Origin of the sequence: Cupriavidus necator N-1, from assembly GCF_000219215.1 — a bacterium.
In the GTDB taxonomy this organism is placed as follows: Bacteria; Pseudomonadota; Gammaproteobacteria; order Burkholderiales; family Burkholderiaceae; genus Cupriavidus; species Cupriavidus necator.
The window spans coordinates 1,460,983-1,483,009 of record NC_015726.1 but is presented as its reverse complement, the minus strand read 5'-3'; the positions used below and the strand labels follow the sequence as shown (position 1 = coordinate 1,483,009).

Below are 22,027 nucleotides of genomic sequence, written 5' to 3'. Positions count from 1 at the left end.
GCTGGGCATCCGCCTGCATGCGAGCGCGGGCTGAGTGCCAGCCCGCGTGCGGGATATGCGGAGGGTGCAGAGCCCGCCGCTAGTGCTTTACTTCTTGTCCGGCTGGTTGAACGGGAACGTCCCGAACATATTCTTGGCCTGACTTTGCATCTGCTCCTGCATCTGCACGAACAGGTTCTTGCTCTGCTCGATGTAGTTGCTCATCATGCCCTGCATCATCGGGCCCTGCATGTTCATGAACTGCGACCACATGTCGGGGCTGAAGGTTTCGCCGGAATACAGGCCCTTGGAGTTCTCGGCCAGCTTGTTCTGGATGTCGATGAAGGCCTGGATGTTCTTTTCCAGGTAGGTGCCCATCATGCCCTGCATGGCATGACCATAGAAGCGGATGATCTGCGACAGCATCGCGCTGGAGAACATCGGCACGCCGCCCGACTCTTCTTCCAGGATGATCTGCAGCAAGATGCTGCGGGTCAGTTCGTCACCAGACTTGGCGTCGACGACCTTGAATTCCTCTGAATCCATGACCAGCTGCTTGACGTCGGCGAGGGTGATGTAGGTGCTGGTCTGGGTGTCGTAGAGCCTGCGGTTCGGATACTTTTTGATCAGTCGCTCTGCGCCTTTTTTGGTCGTGGCCATCGGTGCTCTGTCCTTGTGTCATCGCTGTTTGCGCGCTGCTGCACCGCATGGGGTGCAGTGCGCAAATCGGTATCGCCCGCGCCATCTGCTTGTTGTCGTGCCGGCCGTCTGTGGCCTGTTCGCGCATGGCTGCGCGTGGCGGCCTGCAACCTCGCCCCCGCGAGGGCCGCGCTGCACGAACATGGTGCTGGCTGCGCCGCTGCCCTGATTCTATGCCCAACAAGGCACTAAGAAAAGCGAACGGGCTTAAGGAAAACCCGGTGAACTGGCGCAAAAAGGGAGGAATGCCACGCGGGCAGAAACGATTCGCGGGCCATGACAGCCCGCGAAACAGGCGGCGAAACGAAGCGTCCGCCGCCTTGTGCGCCGCGCTGGCTGCACCGCAATACGCGGGCGCCAGCGCCGGCTGCCGACTGGTTGAACCAGGCCGGCAGGTCAGCCCATATGCAGGCCGCCGTTGAGCGAGAAGTCAGCGCCGGTCGAGAAACCGGACTCGTCCGACGACAGCCAGGCGCAGATCGAAGCGATCTCTTCCGGCTCGCCCAGGCGCTTGACCGGGATCGTCCCGACGATCTTGTCGAGCACGTCCTGGCGGATCGCCTTGACCATGTCGGTGGCGATATAGCCCGGCGAAACGGTGTTGACCGTCACACCCTTGGTCGCCACTTCCTGCGCCAGCGCCATGGTGAAGCCGTGTAGGCCGGCCTTGGCGGTGGAGTAGTTGGTCTGGCCGAACTGGCCCTTCTGCCCGTTCACCGACGAGATGTTGACGATACGGCCCCACCCGCGGTCGGCCATGCCGTCGATCACCTGCTTGGTGACGTTGAACAGCGAGGTCAGGTTAGTGTCGATCACCGCGTCCCAGTCGGCACGGGTCATCTTGCGGAACACCACGTCGCGGGTGATGCCGGCGTTGTTGATCAGCACATCGACCTCGCCGACCTCGGCCTTGACCTTGTCGAATGCGGTCTTGGTCGAGTCCCAGTCAGCCACGTTGCCTTCAGAAGCAACGAAGTCAAAGCCGAGTGCCTTCTGCTGCTCGAGCCACCTTTCACGGCGCGGCGAGTTGGGGCCGCAGCCGGCCACCACACGAAAGCCATCCTTGGCCAGCCGCTGGCAGATGGCGGTTCCGATACCACCCATGCCGCCGGTCACATACGCAATGCGCTGAGTCATGTCCACTCCTTGATTGGCTCTTCGTTATCGTCGCCGGGTCCGCGCCAACCGCGCGCGGACCCGGAAAACCCCTTCCTTATTTGCGCTCGACTGCCAGCGCCACGCCCATGCCGCCACCGATGCACAGCGAGGCCAGGCCCTTCTTGGCGTCGCGGCGCTTCATTTCATGCAGCAGCGTCACCAGGATACGGCAGCCCGACGCGCCGATCGGATGGCCGATGGCGATGGCGCCGCCGTTCACGTTGACCTTGGAGGTGTCCCAGCCCATCTGCTGGTGCACCGCCAGCGCCTGCGCGGCGAAGGCCTCGTTGATCTCCATCAGGTCCAGGTCCTGCGGGGTCCACTCGGCGCGCGACAGGGCGCGCTTGGAGGCCGGCACCGGGCCCATGCCCATCACCTTGGGATCGACACCGGCGTTGGCGTAGCTCTTGATCGTGGCCAGCGGGGTCAGGCCCAGTTCCTTGGCCTTGGCCGCCGACATCACCACCACCGCGGCGGCGCCGTCGTTCAGGCCCGAGGCGTTGGCCGCGGTCACCGTGCCGGCCTTGTCGAAGGCAGGCTTGAGGCCGGACATGCTGTCCAGCGTGGCGCCCTGGCGCACGAACTCGTCGGTCTTGAAGGCCACCGGGTCGCCCTTGCGCTGCGGGATCAGCACCGGGACGATCTCTTCGTCAAACTTGCCGGCCTTCTGCGCGGCTTCGGCCTTGTTCTGCGAGCCGACCGCGAGCTCATCCTGCGCCTCGCGCGTGATGCCGTATTCCTTGGCCACATTCTCGGCGGTGATGCCCATGTGGTACTGGTTGTACACGTCCCACAGGCCGTCGACGATCATGGTGTCGACCAGCTTGGCATCGCCCATGCGGAAGCCGTCGCGCGAGCCCGGCAGCACGTGCGGGGCGGCGCTCATGTTTTCCTGGCCGCCGGCCACCACGATCTCGGCGTCGCCCGCCATGATCGCGTTGGCGGCCAGCATCACGGCCTTCAGGCCCGAGCCGCACACCTTGTTGATGGTCATGGCCGGCACCATCGCCGGCAAGCCGGCCTTGATCGCGGCCTGGCGTGCGGGGTTCTGGCCCGAACCGGCGGTCAGCACCTGGCCCATGATGACTTCGCTCACCTGCTCCGGCTTGACGCCGGCGCGTTCCAGCGCGGCCTTGATGACCACGGCACCCAGTTCCGGCGCCGGGATCTTGGCCAGCGAGCCGCCAAATTTGCCGACCGCGGTGCGGGCGGCGGATACGATGACAACGTCAGTCATTTTGTAGTCCTTTCAATGGAAACGGGAGGGAACCTGCATGCCTGCCGGCGCCGTGCATGACGCACGCCGGCCCTCATGCAAGCGTCATGCCTTGGCTTTGACGTATCGCCCAGGCGCGGGTTCGATCGCGGGATAGCGCGCATTGCCGTAGTTGGCGGGCGCGGCACGTTTCGCGCCGGCCTGGCCTGCCAGCCATGCGGTCCAGTCCGGCCACCAGCTGCCGTGATGCTCGGTGGCGCCAGCCAGCCATTGCTGCGGCGACTCCGGCAGCGCATCGTTGGTCCAGTGGCTGCGCTTGTTCTTGGCCGGCGGGTTGATCACACCGGCGATATGGCCCGACGCACCCAGCACGAAGCGCAGCTTGTTCGCCAGCAGCGCGGTCGAGGCATAGGCCGCGGTCCATGGCACGATATGGTCTTCGCGCGAGCCGTAGATGTAGGTCGGCACGTCGATGCTGGCCAGGTCCACGGGCACGCCGCACACAGTCAGCTTGCCCGGCACCTTGAGCTCGTCCTGCAGGTAGGTGTGGCGCAGGTACCAGCAGTACCAAGGCCCCGGCAGGTTGGTGGCGTCGCCGTTCCAGAACAGCAGGTCGAACGGCACCGGCGTGTTGCCCTTCAGGTAGTTGTCGACCACGTAGTTCCACACCAGGTCGTTCGGGCGCAGGAACGAGAAGGTATTGGCCAGCTCAAGGCCGCGCAGCAGCGCGCACGGCGCGCCGGCGGCGCCGCCCAGCGTGGCCTCGCGCAGCTGCACATGGCCCTCGTCGACAAAGACGTCGAGGATGCCGGTGTCGGCAAAGTCCAGCAGCGTGGTCAGCAGCGTGACGCTGGCAGCCGGGTGCTGGCCGCGCGCGGCCATCACCGCCAGCGCAGTCGACACAATGGTGCCGCCCACGCAGAAGCCGAGCACGTTGATCTTGTCCTGGCCGCTGATGTCGCGCGCGACTTCGATGGCGCGGATGGCCGCGTGCTCGATGTAGTCGTCCCAGGTGCTGCCAGCCATGCTGGCGTCCGGATTGCGCCACGACACCAGGAACACCGTATGCCCCTGCTCCACCACATGACGCACCAGCGAGCTCTCCGGCTGCAGGTCCAGGATGTAGTACTTGTTGATGCACGGCGGCACCATCAGCAGCGGGCGCGCATGCACCTTGTCGGTCAGCGGCTTGTACTGCAACAGCTGGAAGTATTCGTTCTCGAAGACTACGGCGCCTTCGCTCACCGCGACATTGCGGCCGACCTCAAACGCGCTCTCGTCGGTCTGCGAGATCTTGCCGCGCGTCAGGTCTTCCATCATGTTGCGCACGCCGGCACGCAGCGATTCGCCGCCCGACTCGATCAGCAGGCGCTGCGCCTCGGGATTCGTGGCGAGGAAGTTGGCGGGCGACATCGCATCGACCCATTGCGAGATCGCAAAGCGGATGCGCTGGCGCGTCTTGGCATCGGCCTCAACAGCATCGGCCAGCTCGGTCAAGGCGCGCGCATTGAGCAGGTAGAACGCGGCAGCGAAGCGGTATGGCAGGTTGGTGCGCCACGCGTCGCCGGCGAAGCGCCGGTCGTGCAGCGGCCCGGTGGCCTCGGCCTTGCCCTCGGCCATGGCCTGCCACAGGGCTGAGAAGTCCTTCATGTAACGCTGCTGGATATCACCCAGCTGCGCCGGCTCGATCTTGACGCCTGCCAGCGCATCCAGGCCCGGAATGCCGGACGCGGCCGCGTGGCCGTTGCCTTCAGTGCCCTGCCACTGGCGGGACCATTCCAGCCATGTGGCTGGATCGAATGGCCCCGGCGTGAACTTGAATGGTTGGGACTTGCCTTCCTGAGTGGAAGCTGCCGCGCCTTTGCCGGTCGCCATGATTTGATTGTCTCTCTGCCGTCACTATTCGAACCGGCTCCGGGCATTGCCCTGGCCGGCACTTTGCATGGGGAGATGCTATCCGAATGGACCCGGCTTGCGCCTCCCCAAAGCGGGAGGGTCTGCCGGCACATCTGCCCTGGAACTGGCTGGAAGCCTAGACCGCACCTGCTGCGGCCATAGCTCGCGTCCATTCCGATAGCGGCTCCCCTTTTATCCGGCAAACGCGACACTCTGGCGTGGCAACGCCATGCGGTATGCTTGCCGGAGAAACCTGGGAATCGTCAGCGATTCCGAGACATTTGAGCTCATTGTTGCCTTGCAACGCACGCGCTGTCAATGCGGGAATCCGTCCCGGCGCCGCGCGCTTCCCGACCTACCGGACGGTATGCAGCGCTCGCATCTGCCGAGGCCACAGAGCATAGGCGAGAAGGATGAAATTTTGATGTACATCGTGGCCATTGGCTGGCTCTACGTGGCGCTGATGATGGCGATCACCGAGCACACCGTGGTGGCAGGGGTTGCCACCTTCCTGATGTATGGCGTGGCGCCGGTGGCGCTGGTGCTCTACATCATGGGCACGCCCGGCCGGCGGCGGCGCAAGGCCGAAGCCGAGCGCGCGCAGGCGGCCAGGGGCAAGGACGAGTGAGGCAGCGGCCGGCTCAGTCCGCCAGCCAGACCAGGCTGGCCATGCGGCCGGTCACGCCGTCGCGCCGATAGGAGTAGAAGCGACCGGCTTCGCCCACGGTACAGGCGTCGCCGCCGTAGACCTCGGTGCAGCCGGCGCGCGCCAGGCGCGTGCGCGCCAGCGCATAGATGTCGGCAAGGTACTTGCCCGGTGCGCCAGCGCGGAAGGCTGCGGCAACCGCGGCCTGTTCATCGGCGCGTGCCTGCGCCAGGAAAGCATCGCGCACTTCCGCACCCACCTCGAACGCATCGGGGCCGATGGCCGGGCCCAGCCACGCCAGCCAGCGCGGGGCGCCAGCACCGGCGGCGGCCTGCATCCGTGACAGCGTGGCTTCGATCACGCCGCTGCACAGGCCGCGCCAGCCCGCATGCGCGGCGCCCACCACCGTCCCCTGCGCATCGCACAGCAGCACCGGCAGGCAATCCGCCGTCATCACGGCGCAGACGTGGCCGGATGCCAACGCCAGGCTCGCGTCGGCCTGGGGCACGGGCGCGCTCGGGGCCGCGACATGATCGACCGTCGCCACCGCGCAGCCATGCACCTGCTCCAGCCACTGCGGCATCGACGGCAGGCACGCAGCCAGCCGCGCACGGTTGCGCGCCACGTCCGCGGCATCGTCGCCGACGTGGGTGCCCAGGTTCAGGCCGCCCGGGGCGCCGCCGGCAAGCCCGTACGGGCCCTTGCTGACGCCGCCCTGGCGCGTCGTGGATAGCGCGCACACACGCGCCGGCGCGGGCCAGTCAGGGACCAGCCAGGCGGGATCAGGCGCTGCGCTCATCGTCATCGTCACCGTCTTCGTCATCGCCGGCATATTCCCAGTGGGCCTCGCCGCCTTCCCAGACTTCGTCCCAGGCTTCTTCTTCCTCGTCGGCCTGCGCGCTTTCAAAATCCAGCGCATCGATCAACGCCTGCAGGTCTTCCGGAGGCTGCGCGGTCCACGACATGCGCTTGCCGGTGGCCGGATGCACCAGGCCGAGCTGGTACGCATGCAGTGCCTGGCGCTCATACGGCACCGGCAGCGGCGCGCGTACCGCCGGGCGCTGCCCGCGCTGCGTGGCGCGGAAGTAGACCGGGTCGCCCACCAGCGGATGGCCGATCGATTCGAAATGCACGCGGATCTGGTGCGTGCGGCCAGTCTCCAGCTTGCACATCACCATCGACACAAAGCCCCGCCCCAGCGGCACCGTGGCCAGCGTGCGGAAATGCGTGCGCGACGGCTTGCCGCTGGCGGTATGCACGACCGCCATGCGCGTGCGCTCGCGCGGGTCGCGGCCGATGGGCGCGTCGATGGTGCCCTCGTCATAGGTGCGGCCCCACACCAGCGCGATATAGGTGCGCTTGACCGTGCGCGCCTGCAGCTGGCGCACCAGGTCGGTCTGCGCGGTCAGCGAGCGCGCCACCACCATCAGCCCGGAGGTTTCCTTGTCGAGCCGGTGCACGATGCCCGCGCGCGGCAGCGACGTGGCGGCGGGGTCGCGGTGCAGCAACCCGTTGAGCACGGTGCCGCTCCAGTTGCCGGCAGCCGGGTGTACCACCAGCCCGGCGGGCTTGTTGATCACCAGCAGGGTGTCGTCTTCATAGACCACGTCCAGCGGCACGTCCTCGGGCGAGAAAGCTGACGATTCCGGCGCGGCCTGCGGCTGGATCTCGATGCGGTTGCCCATCTGCACCGCGTCGCGCGGCCGGCGCACCTGGCCGTCGACGCGCACCGCGCCGCTTTCGATCCACTGTTGCAGGCGGCTGCGTGAAAACTCGCTGAAGTGCCGCGCGAGCAATTTATCGAGCCGCTGGCCATGTGAGGCGCTGTCCACCTCCAGCGTCAGGGTCACGGCCGGCTCGGCAGCTGGCGCGCCGCTGCCGGTCGGCGCTTCGGCAAGGTCTTCAAATTCCTCGGGATGTGCCTCGAAATCGGCCACGGACGCGGCTGCGCGCACCCGTTCTGGTGGAAGTCCTCCCACGCCACCTCCGGCTTCGGGGTGGGGCTGGGGGCTTGGGCTATAATGCTTGACGCTATTTTTCTTCATCCGGGATACGATTGCCCATGCAATTGCAGAGCATGAAACGCGCGCGCTGGCGCACGACAATTGGAGCGGTTCTGCTCGCAGGCGGCTGCGTCATGCTGTCTGCATGCGGCCTGCTGGCGGACCAACCCGACGAGACCGCAGGCTGGTCGGCCAACAAATTATATTCGGAAGCCAAGGATGCGCTGGATGGCGGCGACTACACGCGTGCCGTCAAGCTGTATGAAAAGCTCGAAGGCCGCTATCCGTTTGGCCGCTATGCGCAGCAGGCCCAGATCGATACCGCCTACGCCAGCTACAAGGATGGTGAAACGGCAGCAGCCCTGGCCGCGGTGGACCGCTTCATCCAGCTGCACCCGAATCATCCCAATATCGATTACGCCTACTATCTCAAGGGCCTGATCAACTTCAACGACAACCTGGGCTGGCTGGGCCGATTCTCGGGCCAGGACCTGAGCGAGCGCGATCCCAAGGCCGCCCGCGCCGCGTACGACGCCTTCCATACGCTGATCACCCGCTACCCGGAAAGCAAGTACACCCCCGACGCGACGCTGCGCATGCAGTACATCGTCAACTCGCTGGCCCAGCATGAAGTGCATGCCGCGCGCTACTACTACCGGCGCGGCGCCTACCTTGCCGCCGTCAACCGTGCCCAGCAGTCACTGAAGGACTACGATGGCGCGCCGGCCAACGAAGAGGCCCTGTACATCATGATCCGCTCGTATGACGCGATGGGCATGAAGGACCTGCGCGACGACACCGCGCGCGTGATGGAGCGCAACTTCCCCGAGAGCGACTTCATCAAGTACGGCGCGCGCCGCAAGGACAAGGCCTGGTGGGAAGTGTTCTGACGCCGGCTGGCCAGCGGCCATAAAAAACGGGACGTATCCTCCGATACGTCCCGTTTTTCTTTTTCCGGCACCCGCAGCGTTCAGTCCGCTGCCGCTTCCCCTGCGGGCTCCGCCTCAGCTTCCTTGCCAGGACTGCGCAGCGACTCCAGGAACCGCACCACCGTCGCTGCCTCACGCGTGCGCGTGAACGGCGGCAGGCTTTGCCAGATCTGCCGGCCATAGGGCTTCTCGACCAGCCGCGTATCGAAGATCGCCAGTACGCCGCGGTCAGACTCCGAACGGATCAGCCGCCCCGCCCCCTGCTTGAGCGTGATCACCGCATGCGGCAGCTGGTGCACGGCAAACGGGCTCAGGCCCTTCTTCTGCAGCACTTCCATGCGCGCGGCCAGCACCGGGTCGTCGGGCGGCGCGAACGGCAGCTTGTCGATGATCACCAGCGACAGCGCCTCGCCGCGCACATCCACGCCTTCCCAGAAGCTCTGGCTGCCGACCAGCACCGCATTGCCCAGTTCGCGGAAGCGGTCCAGCAACTCGGTGCGGCTGGCCTGGCCCTGCACCAGCAGCGGCAGGTTCAGGCCGCGCTCGGCGAACGCGTCATAAAGCAGGTCCGAGGCACGCTGCACGGCGCGCAGCGTGGTGCACAGCAGGAAGGTGCGCCCGCCGGCGGCCTCGATCAGCGGCAATGCCGCCTGCACCACCGCGTCGGTGAACTGCGGCGACTGCGGCGCCGGCATGTCGCGCGGCACGTAGAGCAGCGCCTGCTTCGCGTAATCGAACGGGCTGGGCAGCGTCAGCGAGCGGTCCTTGTCGAGCCCCAACTGCGCGGCGTAGTGGGTGAAGTTGCCTTTCACCGACAGCGTGGCCGAGGTGAAGACCCAGGCGCGCGGCTGGCCGTCGCGCTGGCGCGTGAAGATCGGCGCGATCGACAACGGCGTGCGGTGCAGCTGCACGGTATGCGAGAACACCTCGACCCAGCGCACGGTTTCAGCCCCCGCGGGCACCGCCGGGGCTGCTTCTCCCTCGCCTTCCGTCTGCTGCGGTGCCGGCACGGGCGCGGCATCGGCGCGCCACGCGGCCAGCTTGTTGGCCAGCTCCAGCGCGCGGCGGTGGCATTGCTGCAGCGATTCGGCACGCTCGGCCTGGCTTTCGAGCATCTCGACGAAGTCTGACAACGCCTCGTCCAGCGCATCGAGCGTCTCGTTGAAAGGCTCGGCGATACGGCGGTCGGCCTCGATCTGGCCCAGCGCCAGCCGCGCATTGTCCTTGCTGAAGGCCAGGCGCAGGTCGCGCGCGGCGCGCTCCAGCGGCGCGGCCAGCGCGACCCAGTCCACCGCATCGCGTGCATGCGACAGGCCTTCGGCCACGGCATCGCGGGCGATTTCCAGCAGCTGGCTGGTGGAAAGCGTCTCGCCGAAGAACAGCGTGGCGGTCTCGGGCAGCTGGTGGGCCTCGTCGAAGATCACGGTGTTGGCCGCCGGCAGCAGTTCCGCCATGCCGGTGTCGCGCAGCACCACGTCGGCAAAGAACAGGTGATGGTTGACCACCACCACGTCGGCCTGCTGCGCTTCCTTGCGCGCGCGCATCACAAAGCATTCCTTGTAATGCGGGCATTCCGATCCCAGGCAGTTGTCGCGCGTGGAGGTCACCATCTGCCATACCGGCGCGTTCTCGGGCACGGACGCCAGCTCGGCCTTGTCGCCGGTGGAGGTTTCCTTGACGAAGCGGCCGATGTCGCGCAGCCATGCCGCATCCTGGCGCGACGCCAGGCGCCCGTTGGCCTGCGCGCGTTCCAGGTGGTAGTGGCAGACGTAGTTGGCGCGGCCCTTGAGCAGCGCCACCGAGACCGGCACGTTCAGCGCATGGCGCACGGTGGGGATATCGCGCAGGAACAGCTGGTCCTGCAGGTTCTTGGTGCCGGTCGACAGGATCACCTTGCCGCCCCACAGCATCGCCGGCACCAGGTAGGCGTAGGTCTTGCCGGTGCCGGTGCCCGCCTCGACGATGACGGAATCGTTCTGCGCGATCGCGTCGGCGACGGCCTCGGCCATCTTGTGCTGCGAGGCGCGTGGCCGGTAGCCGGGAATGGCCTGGGCCAGCGTGCCGGTATCGGCAAAGATGGTGGCCAGTTCAGCGCCGCGGCTGGCGCCGACGTCGGCGGGCGCGGCAGGCACGGGCGACCCGGCGTCGGTCAGGCTGACGGCTTCGGACGACTCAGGGGAATCTGGAAGATCGGACAAGGGAGGGGGGATGTTGTATGGGCCGCCGGACAGGGCCGGTGGCAATCGGCCAGCCTGGCGCGGATGCGCTCAGGCCGGCACGTCGGGTTCGAGCTGCAGCTGCAGCAGCGTGATGGCGTCCTTCAGCTTGAGGCGGCGCTTCTTCAGCCGGCGCAGCTGCAGTTCATCATGGACGGCGTCGCTGGCAAGCCGGTCGATCAGGAAATCCAGGTCGCGGTGCTCGATCTGCAACTCCATGATGCGCCGCTCCAGGGTGTTCAGATTGCTGTCCATCTATGCCTCCGCTGCGCTGTCACGGTACCGGGCCTCAGAAGCCGAACGGGCGCGGCGCCGACGCCTGGCCCTGTTGCTCCTTCGCCTTGGCGCGGCGCTCTTCCAGTTCCTTCTGGCGCTGTTCGAGGTCGCGCTGCTTGGCCTCGTACGTCTTGACGTTCTCCTGCCGCTGGCGGGCCTGCTCGGCGCCCTTCTGCTGGGCCTCCTTCATGCGGGCATCGAAGTCAGACTGCTTCTTTTCGTACGCCTGCGCGTTGGCGGCACGCTGCGGCGCCTCGCCCTGGCGCTGCGCCTCGCGCAGTTGCTGTTCCTGCTGCTTCTTCTGGAAGGCCTCGCGGCTGGACTGTTCACTGGCCGAGCGCTTCGGCTGGCTGGCCTCGAACTCGGCGTTGCGCAGCGCCTGTTCGCGGTCGCGCTCGGCGGCGCGGTGGGCGCGTTCGGCCTCGCCTACCTCAAGTTCGCGCTTGCGCAGCACCTGCAGCTCCTCGCGCTGGACTTCCTTGGCGTTGTTGATGCAGTGGTTGACGAAGAACTTGCCGTAGCACTCACGTTCGGCGGCGGCAAAGCGGTAGTTGGTCCAGGCGCGCGAATCCTCGACGGCCTTGCGTTCGGCGGCAAAGTCGCGCTGGCCGTTGGCGGCGGGCGGCGCGGCGGGCGCGGAAGCCTGGGCGCGCGCCTCGCGCAGCGGCATCAGCACGGCGCATGCAGCCAGGGCCAGTGCAGCCAGGCGGCCGAAGCGGAACAGGGAAGTTTCAGGCACGTTGGCGAAGGTTGGCATGGCCAGGATGGTGGCCTTGGCGGCGGCCGGGCGGGACTTGACGATCATGACCGGATTCTAGCATCCGGGCCGGGCACCGGCCTGCCCCGCCGTCCCGTTCCGGACGTGCGCGGGACGCCGCCCGCCCCGCACCCACAGCGCGCCCCGGCGGATACCTCCCGCGCTTGTGGCAAAATGCCCCGCTTTCGACTGACTGCGTTTTTCGCTGCGCTCTCCGATGTCCAACCTGCCCGCATCCGTCTCGCAAAAGATTGTCTCGCTCATCGCGGCTGAACTGTCCGTGCAGCCCCGCCAGGTGGCCGCGGCCGTGGCGCTGCTCGACGAAGGCGCCACCGTGCCCTTCATCGCCCGCTACCGCAAGGAAGTGACCGGCAACCTGGATGACACGCAGCTGCGCAACCTGGAAGAGCGCCTGCTCTACCTGCGCGACATGGAAGACCGCCGCGCGGCCATCCTCGCGTCGATCCAGGAGCAAGGCAAGCTCACGCCCGAGCTCCAGGCCGCCATCGAGGCCGCCGAAACCAAGCAGACGCTCGAAGACCTCTACCTGCCCTACAAGCCCAAGCGCCGCACCCGCGCCCAGATCGCGCGCGAATGCGGGCTGGAGCCGCTGGCGCAGGCGCTGCTGGCCGATCCCACGCTGGATCCGCAGGGCGAGGCCGCCAAGTACGTCAATGGCAACCCCACCGCCGACGGCGGCGTGCCGGATGTCAAGGCCGCGCTGGACGGCGCGCGCGACATCCTGTCCGAGCAGTTCGGCGAGACCGCGGAACTGCTGGGCAAGCTGCGCGAGCACCTGTGGAACAACGGCGTGGTGGCCTCCACCGTGATGGAAGGCAAGGAAACCGCCGAGGAAGAGAAGTTCCGCGACTACTACAGCTACAGCGAGACCATCCGCACCGTGCCGTCGCACCGCGCGCTGGCGCTGTTCCGCGGCCGCAACGCGGGCGTGCTGATGGTCAAGCTGGGCCTGGGCGAAGAACAGGACGCGATGGTGCCGCACCCGTGCGAAGGCATGATCGCGCGCCATGTCGGCGTCCAGAACCTGGGCCGCCCGGCCGACAAGTGGCTGGGCGACGTATGCCGCTGGTGCTGGCGCGTCAAGGTGCAGCCCCACCTGGAAACCGAACTGCTGACGCAGCTGCGCGAAACCGCGGAGAACGAAGCCATCAAGGTGTTCGGCCGCAACCTGCATGAGCTGCTGCTGGCCGCGCCAGCCGGGCCCAAGTCCGTGATGGGCGTCGACCCGGGCATCCGCACCGGCTGCAAGATCGCCGTGGTGGACAGCACCGGCAAGCTGCTGGACACCGCCACCATCTACCCGCACGAGCCGCGCCGCGACTGGAACGGCTCGCTCGCCACGCTGGCGCGCCTGGCAAAACAGCACAATGTGGCGCTGGTGTCGATCGGCAACGGCACCGCCAGCCGCGAAACCGACAAGCTGGTGCAGGACCTGATGAAGCAGATGCCCGAGCTGAAGCTGACCAAGATCGTGGTCAGCGAGGCCGGCGCTTCGGTGTATTCGGCGTCGGAGCTGGCAGCCAAGGAATTCCCGGACCTGGATGTGTCGCTGCGCGGCGCGGTGTCGATTGCCCGCCGGCTGCAGGATCCGCTGGCGGAACTGGTCAAGATCGATCCCAAGTCGATCGGCGTGGGCCAGTACCAGCATGACGTCAACCAGCGCGAGCTGGCGCGGGCGCTGGACGCCGTGGTCGAAGACTGCGTCAACGCCGTGGGCGTGGACGTCAACACCGCCTCGGCGCCGCTGCTGGCGCGCGTGTCGGGCCTGAACACGGTGCTGGCGCGCAATATCGTCGAGTTCCGCGACGCCAATGGCGCCTTCCCCAACCGCAACGCGCTGAAGCAGGTGCCGCGCCTGGGCGACAAGACCTTCGAGCAGGCGGCCGGCTTCCTGCGCATCAACGACGGCGACAATCCGCTGGACCGCTCCTCGGTGCACCCGGAAGCGTATCCGGTGGTGCAGCGCATCCTGGAACACGTCAAGAAGGGCCTGCGCGATGTGATGGGCAACCGCGACGCGCTGCGCGGCCTGTCGCCGACGCAGTTCACCGACGACTCCTTCGGCCTGCCGACCGTGCGCGACATCCTGACCGAACTGGAAAAGCCGGGCCGCGACCCGCGCCCCGAGTTCAAGACCGCGACCTTCCAGGAAGGTGTGGAAGACGTGAAGGACCTGCAGCCCGGCATGGTGCTGGAAGGCGTGGTCACCAACGTGGCAGCCTTCGGTGCGTTTGTCGATATCGGCGTGCACCAGGACGGCCTGGTCCATATCTCGGCGTTGTCGAACAAGTTCGTCAAGGACGCACACGAGGTGGTCAAGGCTGGCCAGGTGGTCAAGGTCAAGGTGATGGAGGTCGACGTCAAGCGCAACCGCATCGGCCTGTCGATGCGCCTGGACGACGAGCCCGGCCAGGCCGCGGCGCGTGCCGGCGGCGACCGTGGCGATCGCGGCGCCCAGCGCAATGGTGGCAAGGGCTTCGGTGGCGGCCGCCGCGAGCAGGAACCGGCGGGCGCGATGGCCGCGGCCTTCGCCAAGCTCAAGCGCTAAGCCGCAAGCGCATGGCAAGACGCCCCGCACGGGAAGCCGTGCGGGGCGTTTTCGCTTTCAGCCGCCGCGCCCGATCCGCACGGCCAGGCCCTTCCCGGCCCCATCCGAGCGGTTGGCAAACGCAATTTCCAGCCCATGCAGCCGCGCCACGCGCCGCGCGATGGAAATGCCAAGGCCGTGCCCCTGCTCGCGCTGCCCGCTGCCGCCGCGGAAAAAGCGGTCTCCCAGCCGTGCCAGCACGTCCGGCGCCACGCCCGGCCCCTGGTCGCGCACGGTGATGCCGTCAGGCTGGAAATCGACCGTCACCAGCGCACCGGGCGGACTGTAGCGGATGGCGTTGTCGAGCAGGTTGCGCAGCATCAGCGACAGCAGGCTGGTGTCGCCCGCCACCGGCAATGGGGGATGGCCCTGGGCCGGCCATTCCAGCTCGACGTCGACCTGTTTCTGCTGGGCCAGGCCCAGGCAGTCGGACAGCGCCTGCTGCGCCACGGGCAGCCAGTTGACAGGCTGGCGCGAAGGCGGCGCCGAGGCATCCTCCAGCCGGCTCAGTGTCAGCAGCTGCGACACCAGCCGGCCGATGCGGTCGATGCCGGATGCCACATTGGCGCGCGCCTGCGCGCGTTCGTCGGCGTCAGGCGAGCGCTCGGCTATCTCCCACTGCGCCTTGAGCGCGGCCAGCGGCGTGCGCATCTCGTGCGCCGCATCGGCGGTCAGGCGCCGTTCGTGTTCGATTGAATCCGATACGCGCGCCAGCAGCCGGTTCATCGCATGCACCAGCGGCACCAGTTCACCGGGCACGGCCTTGAGGCTGAGCGGTCGGCGGTCCTCCGGGGCGCGCCCTTCGATGTCCGAGGACAGCGCCCGCACCGGCGCCAGCGCGCGCCGCATGAACCAGATCAGCAGCCCGATCAGCACCGGCAGCCCCGCGGCCCACGGCAACACCTGCGCGGCGATATAGGACAGGATCAGCTCGTTGCGCTCGCCGATCTGCTGGCCGACACAGACACGCCAGCCGGTGTCGGGGTCGTCGAGGTAGTAGAGCCGCCAGGCCTTCTTGTTGATGGTGATCTCGGTAAAGCCCTTGACGCCGGGGGCGCGTGGCAGCAGGTCGCCCTCGGGATCGATATGCAGCGACTTGCCGTCCGGCAGCCACGCCGCGATGGCCAAATCGCCCAGCCCGGCGTCGCCCTGGTCACCTTCCACCAGCTGCGGCAGCCGCGTGCGCGACGGCTCAGCGGCGACATCGACCAGCGGGACCACCGAATGCATCTGCAGCGCCATGCGCACCATGTCAGTGTCATAGAGCTCATTGATCTCATGCCGGGCCCGCACGTAGGTCAGGCCGATGGTCAGCAGCCACACCACCGGCGCGGCGATCAGCACCGCAAAGATGAGCCGGCGCTGCAACGTCATATGCAATCCTCCGCCGCGCCCAGCGTGTAGCCCGCGCCGCGGAAGGTGCGCACGATCTTCGGATGAATCTTGCGGCGCAGGTGGTGGATATGCACCTCCAGTGCGTTGCTCTCGATGCCGCCCTGCCAGTCATAAAGCTTGTCGCGCAGGAAGTCGCGCGTCAGCAGCCGGTTGGGGTGCGCCAGCAGCAGCTCCAGCAACATGGCTTCGCGGCTGGTCAGTTCCACCGGCTGGCCCTGCCAGTACGCCTGGCGCGCGGCCGGGTGGAATTCCAGCGCGCCGTGCTTCCACACTGGCGACGACAGGCCCGCGGCGCGGCGGGTGACGGCACGCAGCCGTGCCGCCAGCTCATCGAGCGCGATCGGCTTGACCAGGTAGTCGTCGGCGCCGGCGTCAAGGCCGCCGATGCGGCTGTCGATCGCATCGCGCGCGGTCAGCACAATCACCGGGATGCGGCAGCCGCGCGCACGCCAGCGCGCGAGCAGCGACATGCCGTCTTCCCCTGGCAGGCCCAGGTCCAGCACCACGGCATCGTAGTGGACCACGCCGAGTGCATGGTCGGCTTCAGCGCCGGTGCTGAACCAGTCGACCGCATAGTCCAGCAGTTGCAGGCCGCGGCGAAGCCCGTCGCCCAGCATCGGGGCGTCTTCAACGATCAGGATTCTCATTCTTCCGGGCTGGGTTCGTTTATCCTTCCGGTGTTATCCACCAGTCACAAGAGTGCGTGCGGCATCGTGCCTGGAACGCATCGTGGCCATTATGTGCGCGCCCGCTTAATCTGCCATTAAGGTTTGCCCATTATTCTCGCTCTCTCCGCGCCAGGACCCAGCCTGAGTCAACGCCGCACCTCCAGCCGGCGTTGTCATGGCCATGCCGCCGGGCCGCGCTGCCTCGCAGCGCCGCCTCAGCACCCTACCCAAGCCACCGCCGCCCTTGCCGTCACACCCGCCTCCAGGCCACGACGTTCCTGCCATGCCTCAACGTCCCAATCGCTCTGCCGCAGTGCGCAGGCTTGACGCCGCCCGGGCCGGCGACCCCGGCCATGCCGCACGCATCGCCGGCATGCCCGCCCTGACGGTGGCGCTGGTGGCGCTGGCGTTCGCGCTGGTCTGGTTCGGCACGCTGGGCGTGCGCCACCTGCTCGGCCCCGACGAAGGCCGCTATGCCGAGATCGCGCGTGAGATGCTGAGCACCGGCGACTGGGTCACCATCCGCTACAACGCGCTGAAGTACTTCGAGAAACCGCCCTTCCATATGTGGGTGACGGCACTGTCGTACGCGCTGTTCGGCGTCGGCGAATGGCAGGCAAGGCTGTGCGTGGCGCTGGCCGGCATGGCCGGGCTGGGCATGTCGATGCTGGCCGCGGCACGCTGGTTCGGCGCGCGCGCCGGACTGTTGACGGGTCTGGTGCTGGCGTCCGCACCGATGTGGAACGTCGCCGCGCATTTCAATACGCTGGACATGACGCTGTCCGGCGTCATGGCCTGCGTGCTGGCGTGCATGCTGGTGGCCCAGCATCCGGGCACAACGCCCGCCGCGCGCCGCAACTGGATGCTGGCGTGCTGGGCCGCGATGGGCGTGGCCGTGCTGACCAAGGGGCTGATCGGCCTGGCGCTGCCCGGCCTGGTGCTGGTGAGCTACACCTGCGTGACGCGCGACCTGGCACTGTGGCGAAGGCTGCATGTGCCGGCCGGCATCGTGGTGATGCTGCTGGTAGCGGTGCCGTGGTACTGGCTGGTGGCGCGGCGCAACCCGGAATTCCTGCGCTTTTTCTTTATCCACGAGCACTGGCAGCGCTATACCTCGACCGTGCATGCGCGCAAGGGTGCGCTGTGGTACTTCGTGCCGCTGGTGATCGGTGGCTTCCTGCCATGGCTGGGGCTGGTGCCCGGCATGGTGCGCGCCGTCCGGCAACGTGCCGGCGTCGCCGACGCAAGCAGTTCGCGGCCGTTCCAGCCTGCCCTGATGGCGGCGCTGTGGGCCGCGTCGATTTTCGTCTTCTTCAGCCTGTCCGGATCCAAGCTCCCCGGCTATATCCTGCCGGTGTTCCCGGCGCTTGGGATGCTGGCGGGTGCGGCGCTGGTGCAGACCGGCGAGCGTGCCTGGCGCCGACAGTTGCGGGCGATGCTGGTCGTCGGCGCGATCGGGCTGCTGGCCAGCCCCTACGTGGCCACGCTCGATTCCAACAACACGCCCAACGCGCTGTACCGCGCCTATGCCGTGTGGGCGGCGTTGGCGTTCGCGCTGGTGATGCTGAGCGCCGTGGCGGGCCTGTGGCTGCAGCGCCGGCACGGGCCCATGGCCAGTATTACGGCCTATGCATTCGGGATGCTGCTGGCATTCTCCACCGCCCTGCTCGGCCACGAAACCATCGGCCGCTCGGCGTCGGGCATCGACATGGTGGCGCCGATCGCGCGCGTACTGGAGCCTGGCATGCCGCTCTATGGCGTCGGCATGCTGGACCATACGCTGCCGTTCTACCTGCACCATCCGCTCACCATGGTAGCGCGAGCCGACGAACTAACCTTCGGCACCGAACAGGAGCCGCAGAAATGGCTGCCCACCGTCGATGCCTTCATCGATGCCTGGCTGCACGGTCCGCGCGCCGTCGCGCTGCTGTCGCCGCAGACCTTTGCCGAGCTGAGTGCACGCGTGCCGATGCATGTGGTCGCGCGCGACTGGCGGCGCGTGGCCGTCGCCAACTTCCCCATCGCTGGCGCGCGCTAGCCGCGCCAGCGAGTTCCGTTTTCCCATGCCATCGTCAAACGCAATGCAAGGCAAGAAAATACTGATCCTCGGCGTCAACGGCTTCATCGGCCACCACCTGACGCGCCGCATCCTGGAAACCACGCCGTGGGAGGTCTACGGCATGGACATGTCGTCGGACCGCCTCGGCGACCTCGTCGACCATCCGCGCATGCACTTCTTCGAGGGTGACATCACCATCAACAAGGAGTGGATCGAGTACAACATCCGCAAGTGCGACGTGGTACTGCCGCTGGTGGCCATCGCCACCCCGGCCACCTACGTGCGCCAGCCGCTGCGCGTGTTCGAGCTGGACTTCGAGGCCAACCTGCCGATCGTGCGCGCCGCGGTCAAGTACGGCAAGCACCTGGTGTTCCCGTCGACCTCCGAGGTCTACGGCATGTGCAGCGACGAAGAGTTCGACCCCGAGGCCTCGCCGCTGGTCTACGGCCCGATCAACAAGCCGCGCTGGATCTACGCCTGCTCCAAGCAGCTGATGGACCGCGTGATCCACGCCTACGGCATGGAGCAAGGCCTGAACTACACCCTGTTCCGTCCGTTCAACTGGATCGGCGCCGGGCTGGATTCGATCTTCGAATCGAAGGAAGGCTCGTCGCGCGTGGTGACGCAGTTCCTCGGCCATATCGTGCGCGGCGAGCCGATCAAGCTGGTCGACGGCGGCGCCCAGCAGCGCGCCTTTGCCGATATCGCCGACGGCATCGACGCGCTGATGCGCATCATCGAGAACCCCAACGGCGTGGCCAGCGGCAAGATCTACAACATCGGCAACCCGGGCAATATCCACTCGGTGCGCGAGCTGGCCGAGATGATGCTGAAGATGGCCGCCGACTATCCGGAATACGCCGACGAAGCGCGCAAGACGCAGATCATCGAGACCTCCTCGGGCGACTTCTATGGCAAGGGCTACCAGGACGTGCAGCACCGCGTGCCGAAGATCGACAACACCATCGAAGAACTGGGCTGGAAGCCCGGGATCAGCATGGAAGCGGCGCTGCGCCGCATCTTCGAGGCGTATCGCACGCACGTGACGGACGCAAGGACGTTGGTGAACCAGGGGTGAGGCTGGAGGCAGTCTCAAGCCGCATGCCGAAGCCTGCTGGCGTTCCTTCTGGCTTGGGTACTCCCTCTCCCGCTTGCGGGAGAGGGTTGGGGTGAGGGCCAGGTGTATCGACGAAGTAACGCGTGTCGGTATGCCTGTGCCTGCCCTCACCCCCTGCCCCTCTCCCGCAAGCGGGAGAGGGGAGCACACCCGCGGCCTCAGCCGACCGACACTTCAATCCGCCGCGGCCGCGCCTCTTCCCTGCGCGGGATCGTCAGCTTCAGCACGCCGTCCTGCAAGTTGGCCTCGATGCGCGAGGCGTCAAGATCCGGGCTGAGCGTAAACGTACGTGCATAGCGCGGCTGCCGAATCTCGGCATGCTGCACGCGCAGGCTCGCGGGCGTCGGCACGACGGCTTCGCCTTCGATGCGCAGGCTGCTGTCGTGGACGTTGACCTCGAGGTTCTCGCGCGGCACGCCGGGCAGATCCGCCCACAGCGTGACTCCTGCTGAGGTTTCGTAGATATCGACCGCGGGCACCAGCGTCATGGTCTGGATTTCCTCGCGGCGTTGCGCGACGGCGCCCCGCTCGCCTTGGCCGCTTGTGTTCTGGTCGCGCTGGACGACCTGCTTCGAATCGTTCATGGCGTCCTCCTCACGTTAGCTGACGGTGATGGCGCGCGGACGCGACGCTTCGCGCTTGCCTACGCTGATCGAGAGGCAGCCGTTGGTATAGCGTGCCTGCACCTTGTCCGGATCGGCCGACTGCGGCAACTCGATCACGCGGCGGAAGCTGCCGAAGAAGCGCTCCTGCGCATAGGGCCGTACCTCGGCTTCGCCCTCCGGCTGCACCTGGGCACGCTCGCCGCTGATGGTCAGCAGGCCCTTGTCGATCGATACCTCGAGCTGGTCCGTCTTGATGCCGGGCGCGAACACCACGATCTCGATCGAGTCATCGGTCGCGCCGATATTCAGCGGGGGGAACGCCCCGAAACGCCCGGAGCGCAGGCTGGTTGAAAACCCGCCGAAGAGATTCGCCATCTGCCGTTGCATCCGGTCGAATTCACTGAACGGGTCGTTCCCGAAAAAGAAGTCACTCATGGTTAGATCCTCCTTCTATGCAGCGGGGAGGCGCAGGACCCTGATGTAGTGCACCTGGCCTCCTGCCAGGCCGCTGCAAACCAACGGAAAACACGCAGCGCCGCGTTGCCGCGACGACTGGGCAATCCATAATTAGTGCTGCCCCGCGCGGATTTCAAGGGGTCGGATAGCGGGACAATCTGACGCTGGCAGGTATCGACCGCATCACAGCCTCAGGTCCGGAATTCAGGCGCCGGCGCGATCGAAGCCGGCCTTGCGCGCCAGCACGATGGCCTGCGCGCGGTTCTCCACTTCCAGCTTGGCGAAAATGCTGGTGATGTGGTTGCGCACGGTCTTTTCACACAGGTCAAGATGCGCGGCGATCTGGGCGTTGTCGCGGCCCTGCGCGATCAGTTCGACGATATCGCGCTCGCGCCGTGTCAGCGCGGTGAAGGCCGGGTCGCGCACTGGCTCCCCAGCCGGCAGGAAGGCGCGCACCTCGTCCAGCCAGCGCAGCCATGCGGGCTCGGTTTCCAGCAACAGGTGATTGCCGCTTTCCAGCGGCACGAAGCGCGCGCCGGGAATCTCGCTGGCGATCAGGCGCCCTTCGTCGAACGGCACGCGCGCATCGCGCACCGCGTGCAGCACCAGTGTCGGGCACGATACCTGGGGCAGCAGCGCCACCACGTCGATCTCATTGAAGACGCGCATGAAGCGTGCGGCATTCAGCGGCGAGGTCGAGACCCGCTCCAGTTCATTGAACCATGCATGCTGCTCGGCCGTGCCGCCGGGGATGAACTGGGTGGTGAAGAACTGGCGGAAAGCCGGATTCTCCTGGCCCCAGCCAAGCTCGGCGAGCTTGTTCATCAGCTCGGCCTCTTCCAGCAGGCGCTGGCTCAGGTGGTCGCGCTTCAGGCGCCCCCGCGCGTAGCCACCGTGCAGCACCAGATGGCTGACCCGCTCGGGATGCGCGACCGCGTAGGCGACGGCAATCGACGCGCCCTGCGAGATGCCCAGCAACGGAAAATGGTCCACCCCGGTGGCGTCGACGATGGTTTCCAGGTCGCGCAGCCACGCGTCGAAGGACAGGTCCTCGATATCCCGGTCAGAGAGCCCGCAGCCGCGCTCGTCATAGCGGATCAGCGTATGCGTGGCAGACAGCGCCGTGATCATGTGGCTCCACACCGGGCTGCCGACGTCGAACTCCAGGTGGCTCATCCAGTTGGCCGCCTTGACCAGCGGCGCGCCGCTGCCCGTGATGGCGTACGCAAGGCGAACGCCGTCACGGCTGGTGCACAGGCGGAGCTGCTGCTTGAACATCGGCATGTCGGGGCCGCGCGGTGCTGGGACGGCCTGCCGGCAGCCGCGGGCCGCGGCTGCCATGCG

The 22,027-nt window shown here is 67.1% G+C and carries 19 protein-coding genes; 5 read left to right on the top strand and 14 right to left on the bottom strand.

Features of this window, described 5'->3' with window-relative positions; all coding sequences use genetic code 11:
- Window positions 1-87: 87 nt before the first annotated feature.
- The 4 genes from phaR to CNE_RS07130 all read right to left on the bottom strand — a co-directional run bounded on the left by phaR (window position 88) and on the right by CNE_RS07130 (window position 4,927).
- On the bottom strand, window positions 88-639 hold the full coding sequence (phaR, locus tag CNE_RS07145; RefSeq protein ID WP_013956454.1) for a polyhydroxyalkanoate synthesis repressor PhaR: 552 nt from the start codon (window positions 637-639) through the stop codon (window positions 88-90).
- 435 nt (window positions 640-1,074) lie between these two features.
- Window positions 1,075-1,815 (bottom strand): 3-ketoacyl-ACP reductase, encoded by a 741-nt coding sequence (locus CNE_RS07140; RefSeq protein ID WP_013956453.1) that lies wholly within the window; start codon window positions 1,813-1,815, stop codon window positions 1,075-1,077.
- Between the two features lie 76 nt (window positions 1,816-1,891).
- Window positions 1,892-3,073 (bottom strand): acetyl-CoA C-acetyltransferase, encoded by a 1,182-nt coding sequence (locus CNE_RS07135; protein WP_013956452.1) that lies wholly within the window; start codon window positions 3,071-3,073, stop codon window positions 1,892-1,894.
- 84 nt (window positions 3,074-3,157) lie between these two features.
- Window positions 3,158-4,927 (bottom strand): class I poly(R)-hydroxyalkanoic acid synthase, encoded by a 1,770-nt coding sequence (locus tag CNE_RS07130; RefSeq protein ID WP_013956451.1) that lies wholly within the window; start codon window positions 4,925-4,927, stop codon window positions 3,158-3,160.
- Window positions 4,928-5,372: 445 nt separating this feature from the next.
- On the opposite strand from CNE_RS07130, the gene CNE_RS07125 reads away from it, so the two are divergent.
- On the top strand, window positions 5,373-5,576 hold the full coding sequence (locus CNE_RS07125; protein ID WP_013956450.1) for a hypothetical protein: 204 nt from the start codon (window positions 5,373-5,375) through the stop codon (window positions 5,574-5,576).
- Window positions 5,577-5,589: 13 nt separating this feature from the next.
- Here the strand turns inward: CNE_RS07125 and pgeF are convergent, their stop codons facing one another.
- Entirely contained in the window at window positions 5,590-6,393 is an 804-nt protein-coding gene (pgeF, locus tag CNE_RS07120) for a peptidoglycan editing factor PgeF (protein WP_013956449.1), read from the bottom strand.
- Window positions 6,377-7,639, bottom strand: a complete 1,263-nt coding sequence (locus CNE_RS07115) for an RluA family pseudouridine synthase (protein WP_013956448.1) — start codon at window positions 7,637-7,639, stop codon at window positions 6,377-6,379. The genes pgeF and CNE_RS07115 overlap by 17 nt, the downstream gene beginning before the upstream one ends.
- A 17-nt stretch (window positions 7,640-7,656) precedes the next feature.
- On the opposite strand from CNE_RS07115, the gene CNE_RS07110 reads away from it, so the two are divergent.
- A complete protein-coding gene (locus CNE_RS07110; RefSeq protein ID WP_013956447.1) occupies window positions 7,657-8,487 on the top strand; it encodes an outer membrane protein assembly factor BamD in 831 nt (276 codons plus the stop codon).
- A gap of 80 nt (window positions 8,488-8,567) precedes the next feature.
- Here CNE_RS07110 and CNE_RS07105 read toward each other — a convergent pair whose 3' ends face one another.
- The 3 genes from CNE_RS07105 to CNE_RS07095 all read right to left on the bottom strand — a co-directional run bounded on the left by CNE_RS07105 (window position 8,568) and on the right by CNE_RS07095 (window position 11,823).
- Window positions 8,568-10,724, bottom strand: a complete 2,157-nt coding sequence (locus tag CNE_RS07105; RefSeq protein ID WP_041227876.1) for an ATP-dependent DNA helicase — start codon at window positions 10,722-10,724, stop codon at window positions 8,568-8,570.
- 69 nt (window positions 10,725-10,793) lie between these two features.
- Window positions 10,794-10,997, bottom strand: a complete 204-nt coding sequence (locus CNE_RS07100; RefSeq protein WP_013956445.1) for a DUF465 domain-containing protein — start codon at window positions 10,995-10,997, stop codon at window positions 10,794-10,796.
- Between the two features lie 34 nt (window positions 10,998-11,031).
- Window positions 11,032-11,823 carry a hypothetical protein gene (locus tag CNE_RS07095; protein WP_013956444.1) on the bottom strand — a complete coding sequence of 264 codons (792 nt, stop codon included), beginning with the start codon at window positions 11,821-11,823 and terminating at the stop codon, window positions 11,032-11,034.
- A 169-nt stretch (window positions 11,824-11,992) separates the two neighbouring features.
- Here CNE_RS07095 and CNE_RS07090 point away from each other — a divergent pair, with 169 nt between their 5' ends.
- On the top strand, window positions 11,993-14,344 hold the full coding sequence (locus CNE_RS07090) for a Tex family protein (RefSeq protein ID WP_013956443.1): 2,352 nt from the start codon (window positions 11,993-11,995) through the stop codon (window positions 14,342-14,344).
- A 57-nt stretch (window positions 14,345-14,401) separates the two neighbouring features.
- On the opposite strand, the gene CNE_RS07085 is transcribed toward CNE_RS07090, so the two are convergent.
- Together CNE_RS07085 and CNE_RS07080 are read right to left on the bottom strand one after the other, a co-directional pair.
- Complete coding sequence (locus CNE_RS07085) at window positions 14,402-15,757, bottom strand: ATP-binding protein (RefSeq protein ID WP_013956442.1); 1,356 nt, start codon at window positions 15,755-15,757, stop codon at window positions 14,402-14,404.
- Entirely contained in the window at window positions 15,754-16,425 is a 672-nt protein-coding gene (locus CNE_RS07080) for a response regulator (protein WP_013956441.1), read from the bottom strand. Before CNE_RS07080 ends, CNE_RS07085 begins: the two co-directional genes overlap by 4 nt.
- A gap of 304 nt (window positions 16,426-16,729) precedes the next feature.
- Between CNE_RS07080 and CNE_RS07075 the strand changes: the two genes are divergently transcribed.
- Window positions 16,730-18,484, top strand: a complete 1,755-nt coding sequence (locus CNE_RS07075) for an ArnT family glycosyltransferase (protein ID WP_013956440.1) — start codon at window positions 16,730-16,732, stop codon at window positions 18,482-18,484.
- A gap of 43 nt (window positions 18,485-18,527) precedes the next feature.
- On the top strand, window positions 18,528-19,583 hold the full coding sequence (locus tag CNE_RS07070; RefSeq protein WP_013956439.1) for a bifunctional UDP-4-keto-pentose/UDP-xylose synthase: 1,056 nt from the start codon (window positions 18,528-18,530) through the stop codon (window positions 19,581-19,583).
- Window positions 19,584-19,780: 197 nt separating this feature from the next.
- Here CNE_RS07070 and CNE_RS07065 read toward each other — a convergent pair whose 3' ends face one another.
- The 3 genes from CNE_RS07065 to CNE_RS07055 all read right to left on the bottom strand — a co-directional run bounded on the left by CNE_RS07065 (window position 19,781) and on the right by CNE_RS07055 (window position 22,024).
- Complete coding sequence (locus CNE_RS07065; protein ID WP_013956438.1) at window positions 19,781-20,206, bottom strand: Hsp20/alpha crystallin family protein; 426 nt, start codon at window positions 20,204-20,206, stop codon at window positions 19,781-19,783.
- 15 nt (window positions 20,207-20,221) lie between these two features.
- Window positions 20,222-20,662, bottom strand: a complete 441-nt coding sequence (locus CNE_RS07060; protein WP_013956437.1) for an Hsp20/alpha crystallin family protein — start codon at window positions 20,660-20,662, stop codon at window positions 20,222-20,224.
- 225 nt (window positions 20,663-20,887) lie between these two features.
- Window positions 20,888-22,024, bottom strand: a complete 1,137-nt coding sequence (locus CNE_RS07055; RefSeq protein ID WP_013956436.1) for an alpha/beta fold hydrolase — start codon at window positions 22,022-22,024, stop codon at window positions 20,888-20,890.
- Between the last annotated feature and the right edge of the window lie 3 nt (window positions 22,025-22,027).

Excerpts from the sequence above, each read along its gene's own strand:
- CNE_RS07125 (WP_013956450.1), top strand. The coding sequence starts at position 5,373 with ATGTACATCGTGGCCATTGGCTGGCTCTACGTGGCGCTGATGATGGCG.
- pgeF (WP_013956449.1), bottom strand. The coding sequence starts at position 6,393 with ATGAGCGCAGCGCCTGATCCCGCCTGGCTGGTCCCTGACTGGCCCGCG.
- CNE_RS07065 (WP_013956438.1), bottom strand. The coding sequence starts at position 20,206 with ATGAACGATTCGAAGCAGGTCGTCCAGCGCGACCAGAACACAAGCGGC.
- CNE_RS07070 (WP_013956439.1), top strand. The coding sequence starts at position 18,528 with ATGCAAGGCAAGAAAATACTGATCCTCGGCGTCAACGGCTTCATCGGC.
- CNE_RS07085 (WP_013956442.1), bottom strand. The coding sequence starts at position 15,757 with ATGACGTTGCAGCGCCGGCTCATCTTTGCGGTGCTGATCGCCGCGCCG.
- CNE_RS07095 (WP_013956444.1), bottom strand. The coding sequence starts at position 11,823 with ATGATCGTCAAGTCCCGCCCGGCCGCCGCCAAGGCCACCATCCTGGCC.
- CNE_RS07075 (WP_013956440.1), top strand. The coding sequence starts at position 16,730 with ATGCCTCAACGTCCCAATCGCTCTGCCGCAGTGCGCAGGCTTGACGCC.
- CNE_RS07110 (WP_013956447.1), top strand. The coding sequence starts at position 7,657 with ATGCAATTGCAGAGCATGAAACGCGCGCGCTGGCGCACGACAATTGGA.
- phaR (WP_013956454.1), bottom strand. The coding sequence starts at position 639 with ATGGCCACGACCAAAAAAGGCGCAGAGCGACTGATCAAAAAGTATCCG.
- CNE_RS07090 (WP_013956443.1), top strand. The coding sequence starts at position 11,993 with ATGTCCAACCTGCCCGCATCCGTCTCGCAAAAGATTGTCTCGCTCATC.
- CNE_RS07060 (WP_013956437.1), bottom strand. The coding sequence starts at position 20,662 with ATGAGTGACTTCTTTTTCGGGAACGACCCGTTCAGTGAATTCGACCGG.
- CNE_RS07140 (WP_013956453.1), bottom strand. The coding sequence starts at position 1,815 with ATGACTCAGCGCATTGCGTATGTGACCGGCGGCATGGGTGGTATCGGA.
- CNE_RS07135 (WP_013956452.1), bottom strand. The coding sequence starts at position 3,073 with ATGACTGACGTTGTCATCGTATCCGCCGCCCGCACCGCGGTCGGCAAA.
- CNE_RS07080 (WP_013956441.1), bottom strand. The coding sequence starts at position 16,425 with ATGAGAATCCTGATCGTTGAAGACGCCCCGATGCTGGGCGACGGGCTT.
- CNE_RS07055 (WP_013956436.1), bottom strand. The coding sequence starts at position 22,024 with ATGGCAGCCGCGGCCCGCGGCTGCCGGCAGGCCGTCCCAGCACCGCGC.
- CNE_RS07130 (WP_013956451.1), bottom strand. The coding sequence starts at position 4,927 with ATGGCGACCGGCAAAGGCGCGGCAGCTTCCACTCAGGAAGGCAAGTCC.
- CNE_RS07100 (WP_013956445.1), bottom strand. The coding sequence starts at position 10,997 with ATGGACAGCAATCTGAACACCCTGGAGCGGCGCATCATGGAGTTGCAG.
- CNE_RS07115 (WP_013956448.1), bottom strand. The coding sequence starts at position 7,639 with ATGAAGAAAAATAGCGTCAAGCATTATAGCCCAAGCCCCCAGCCCCAC.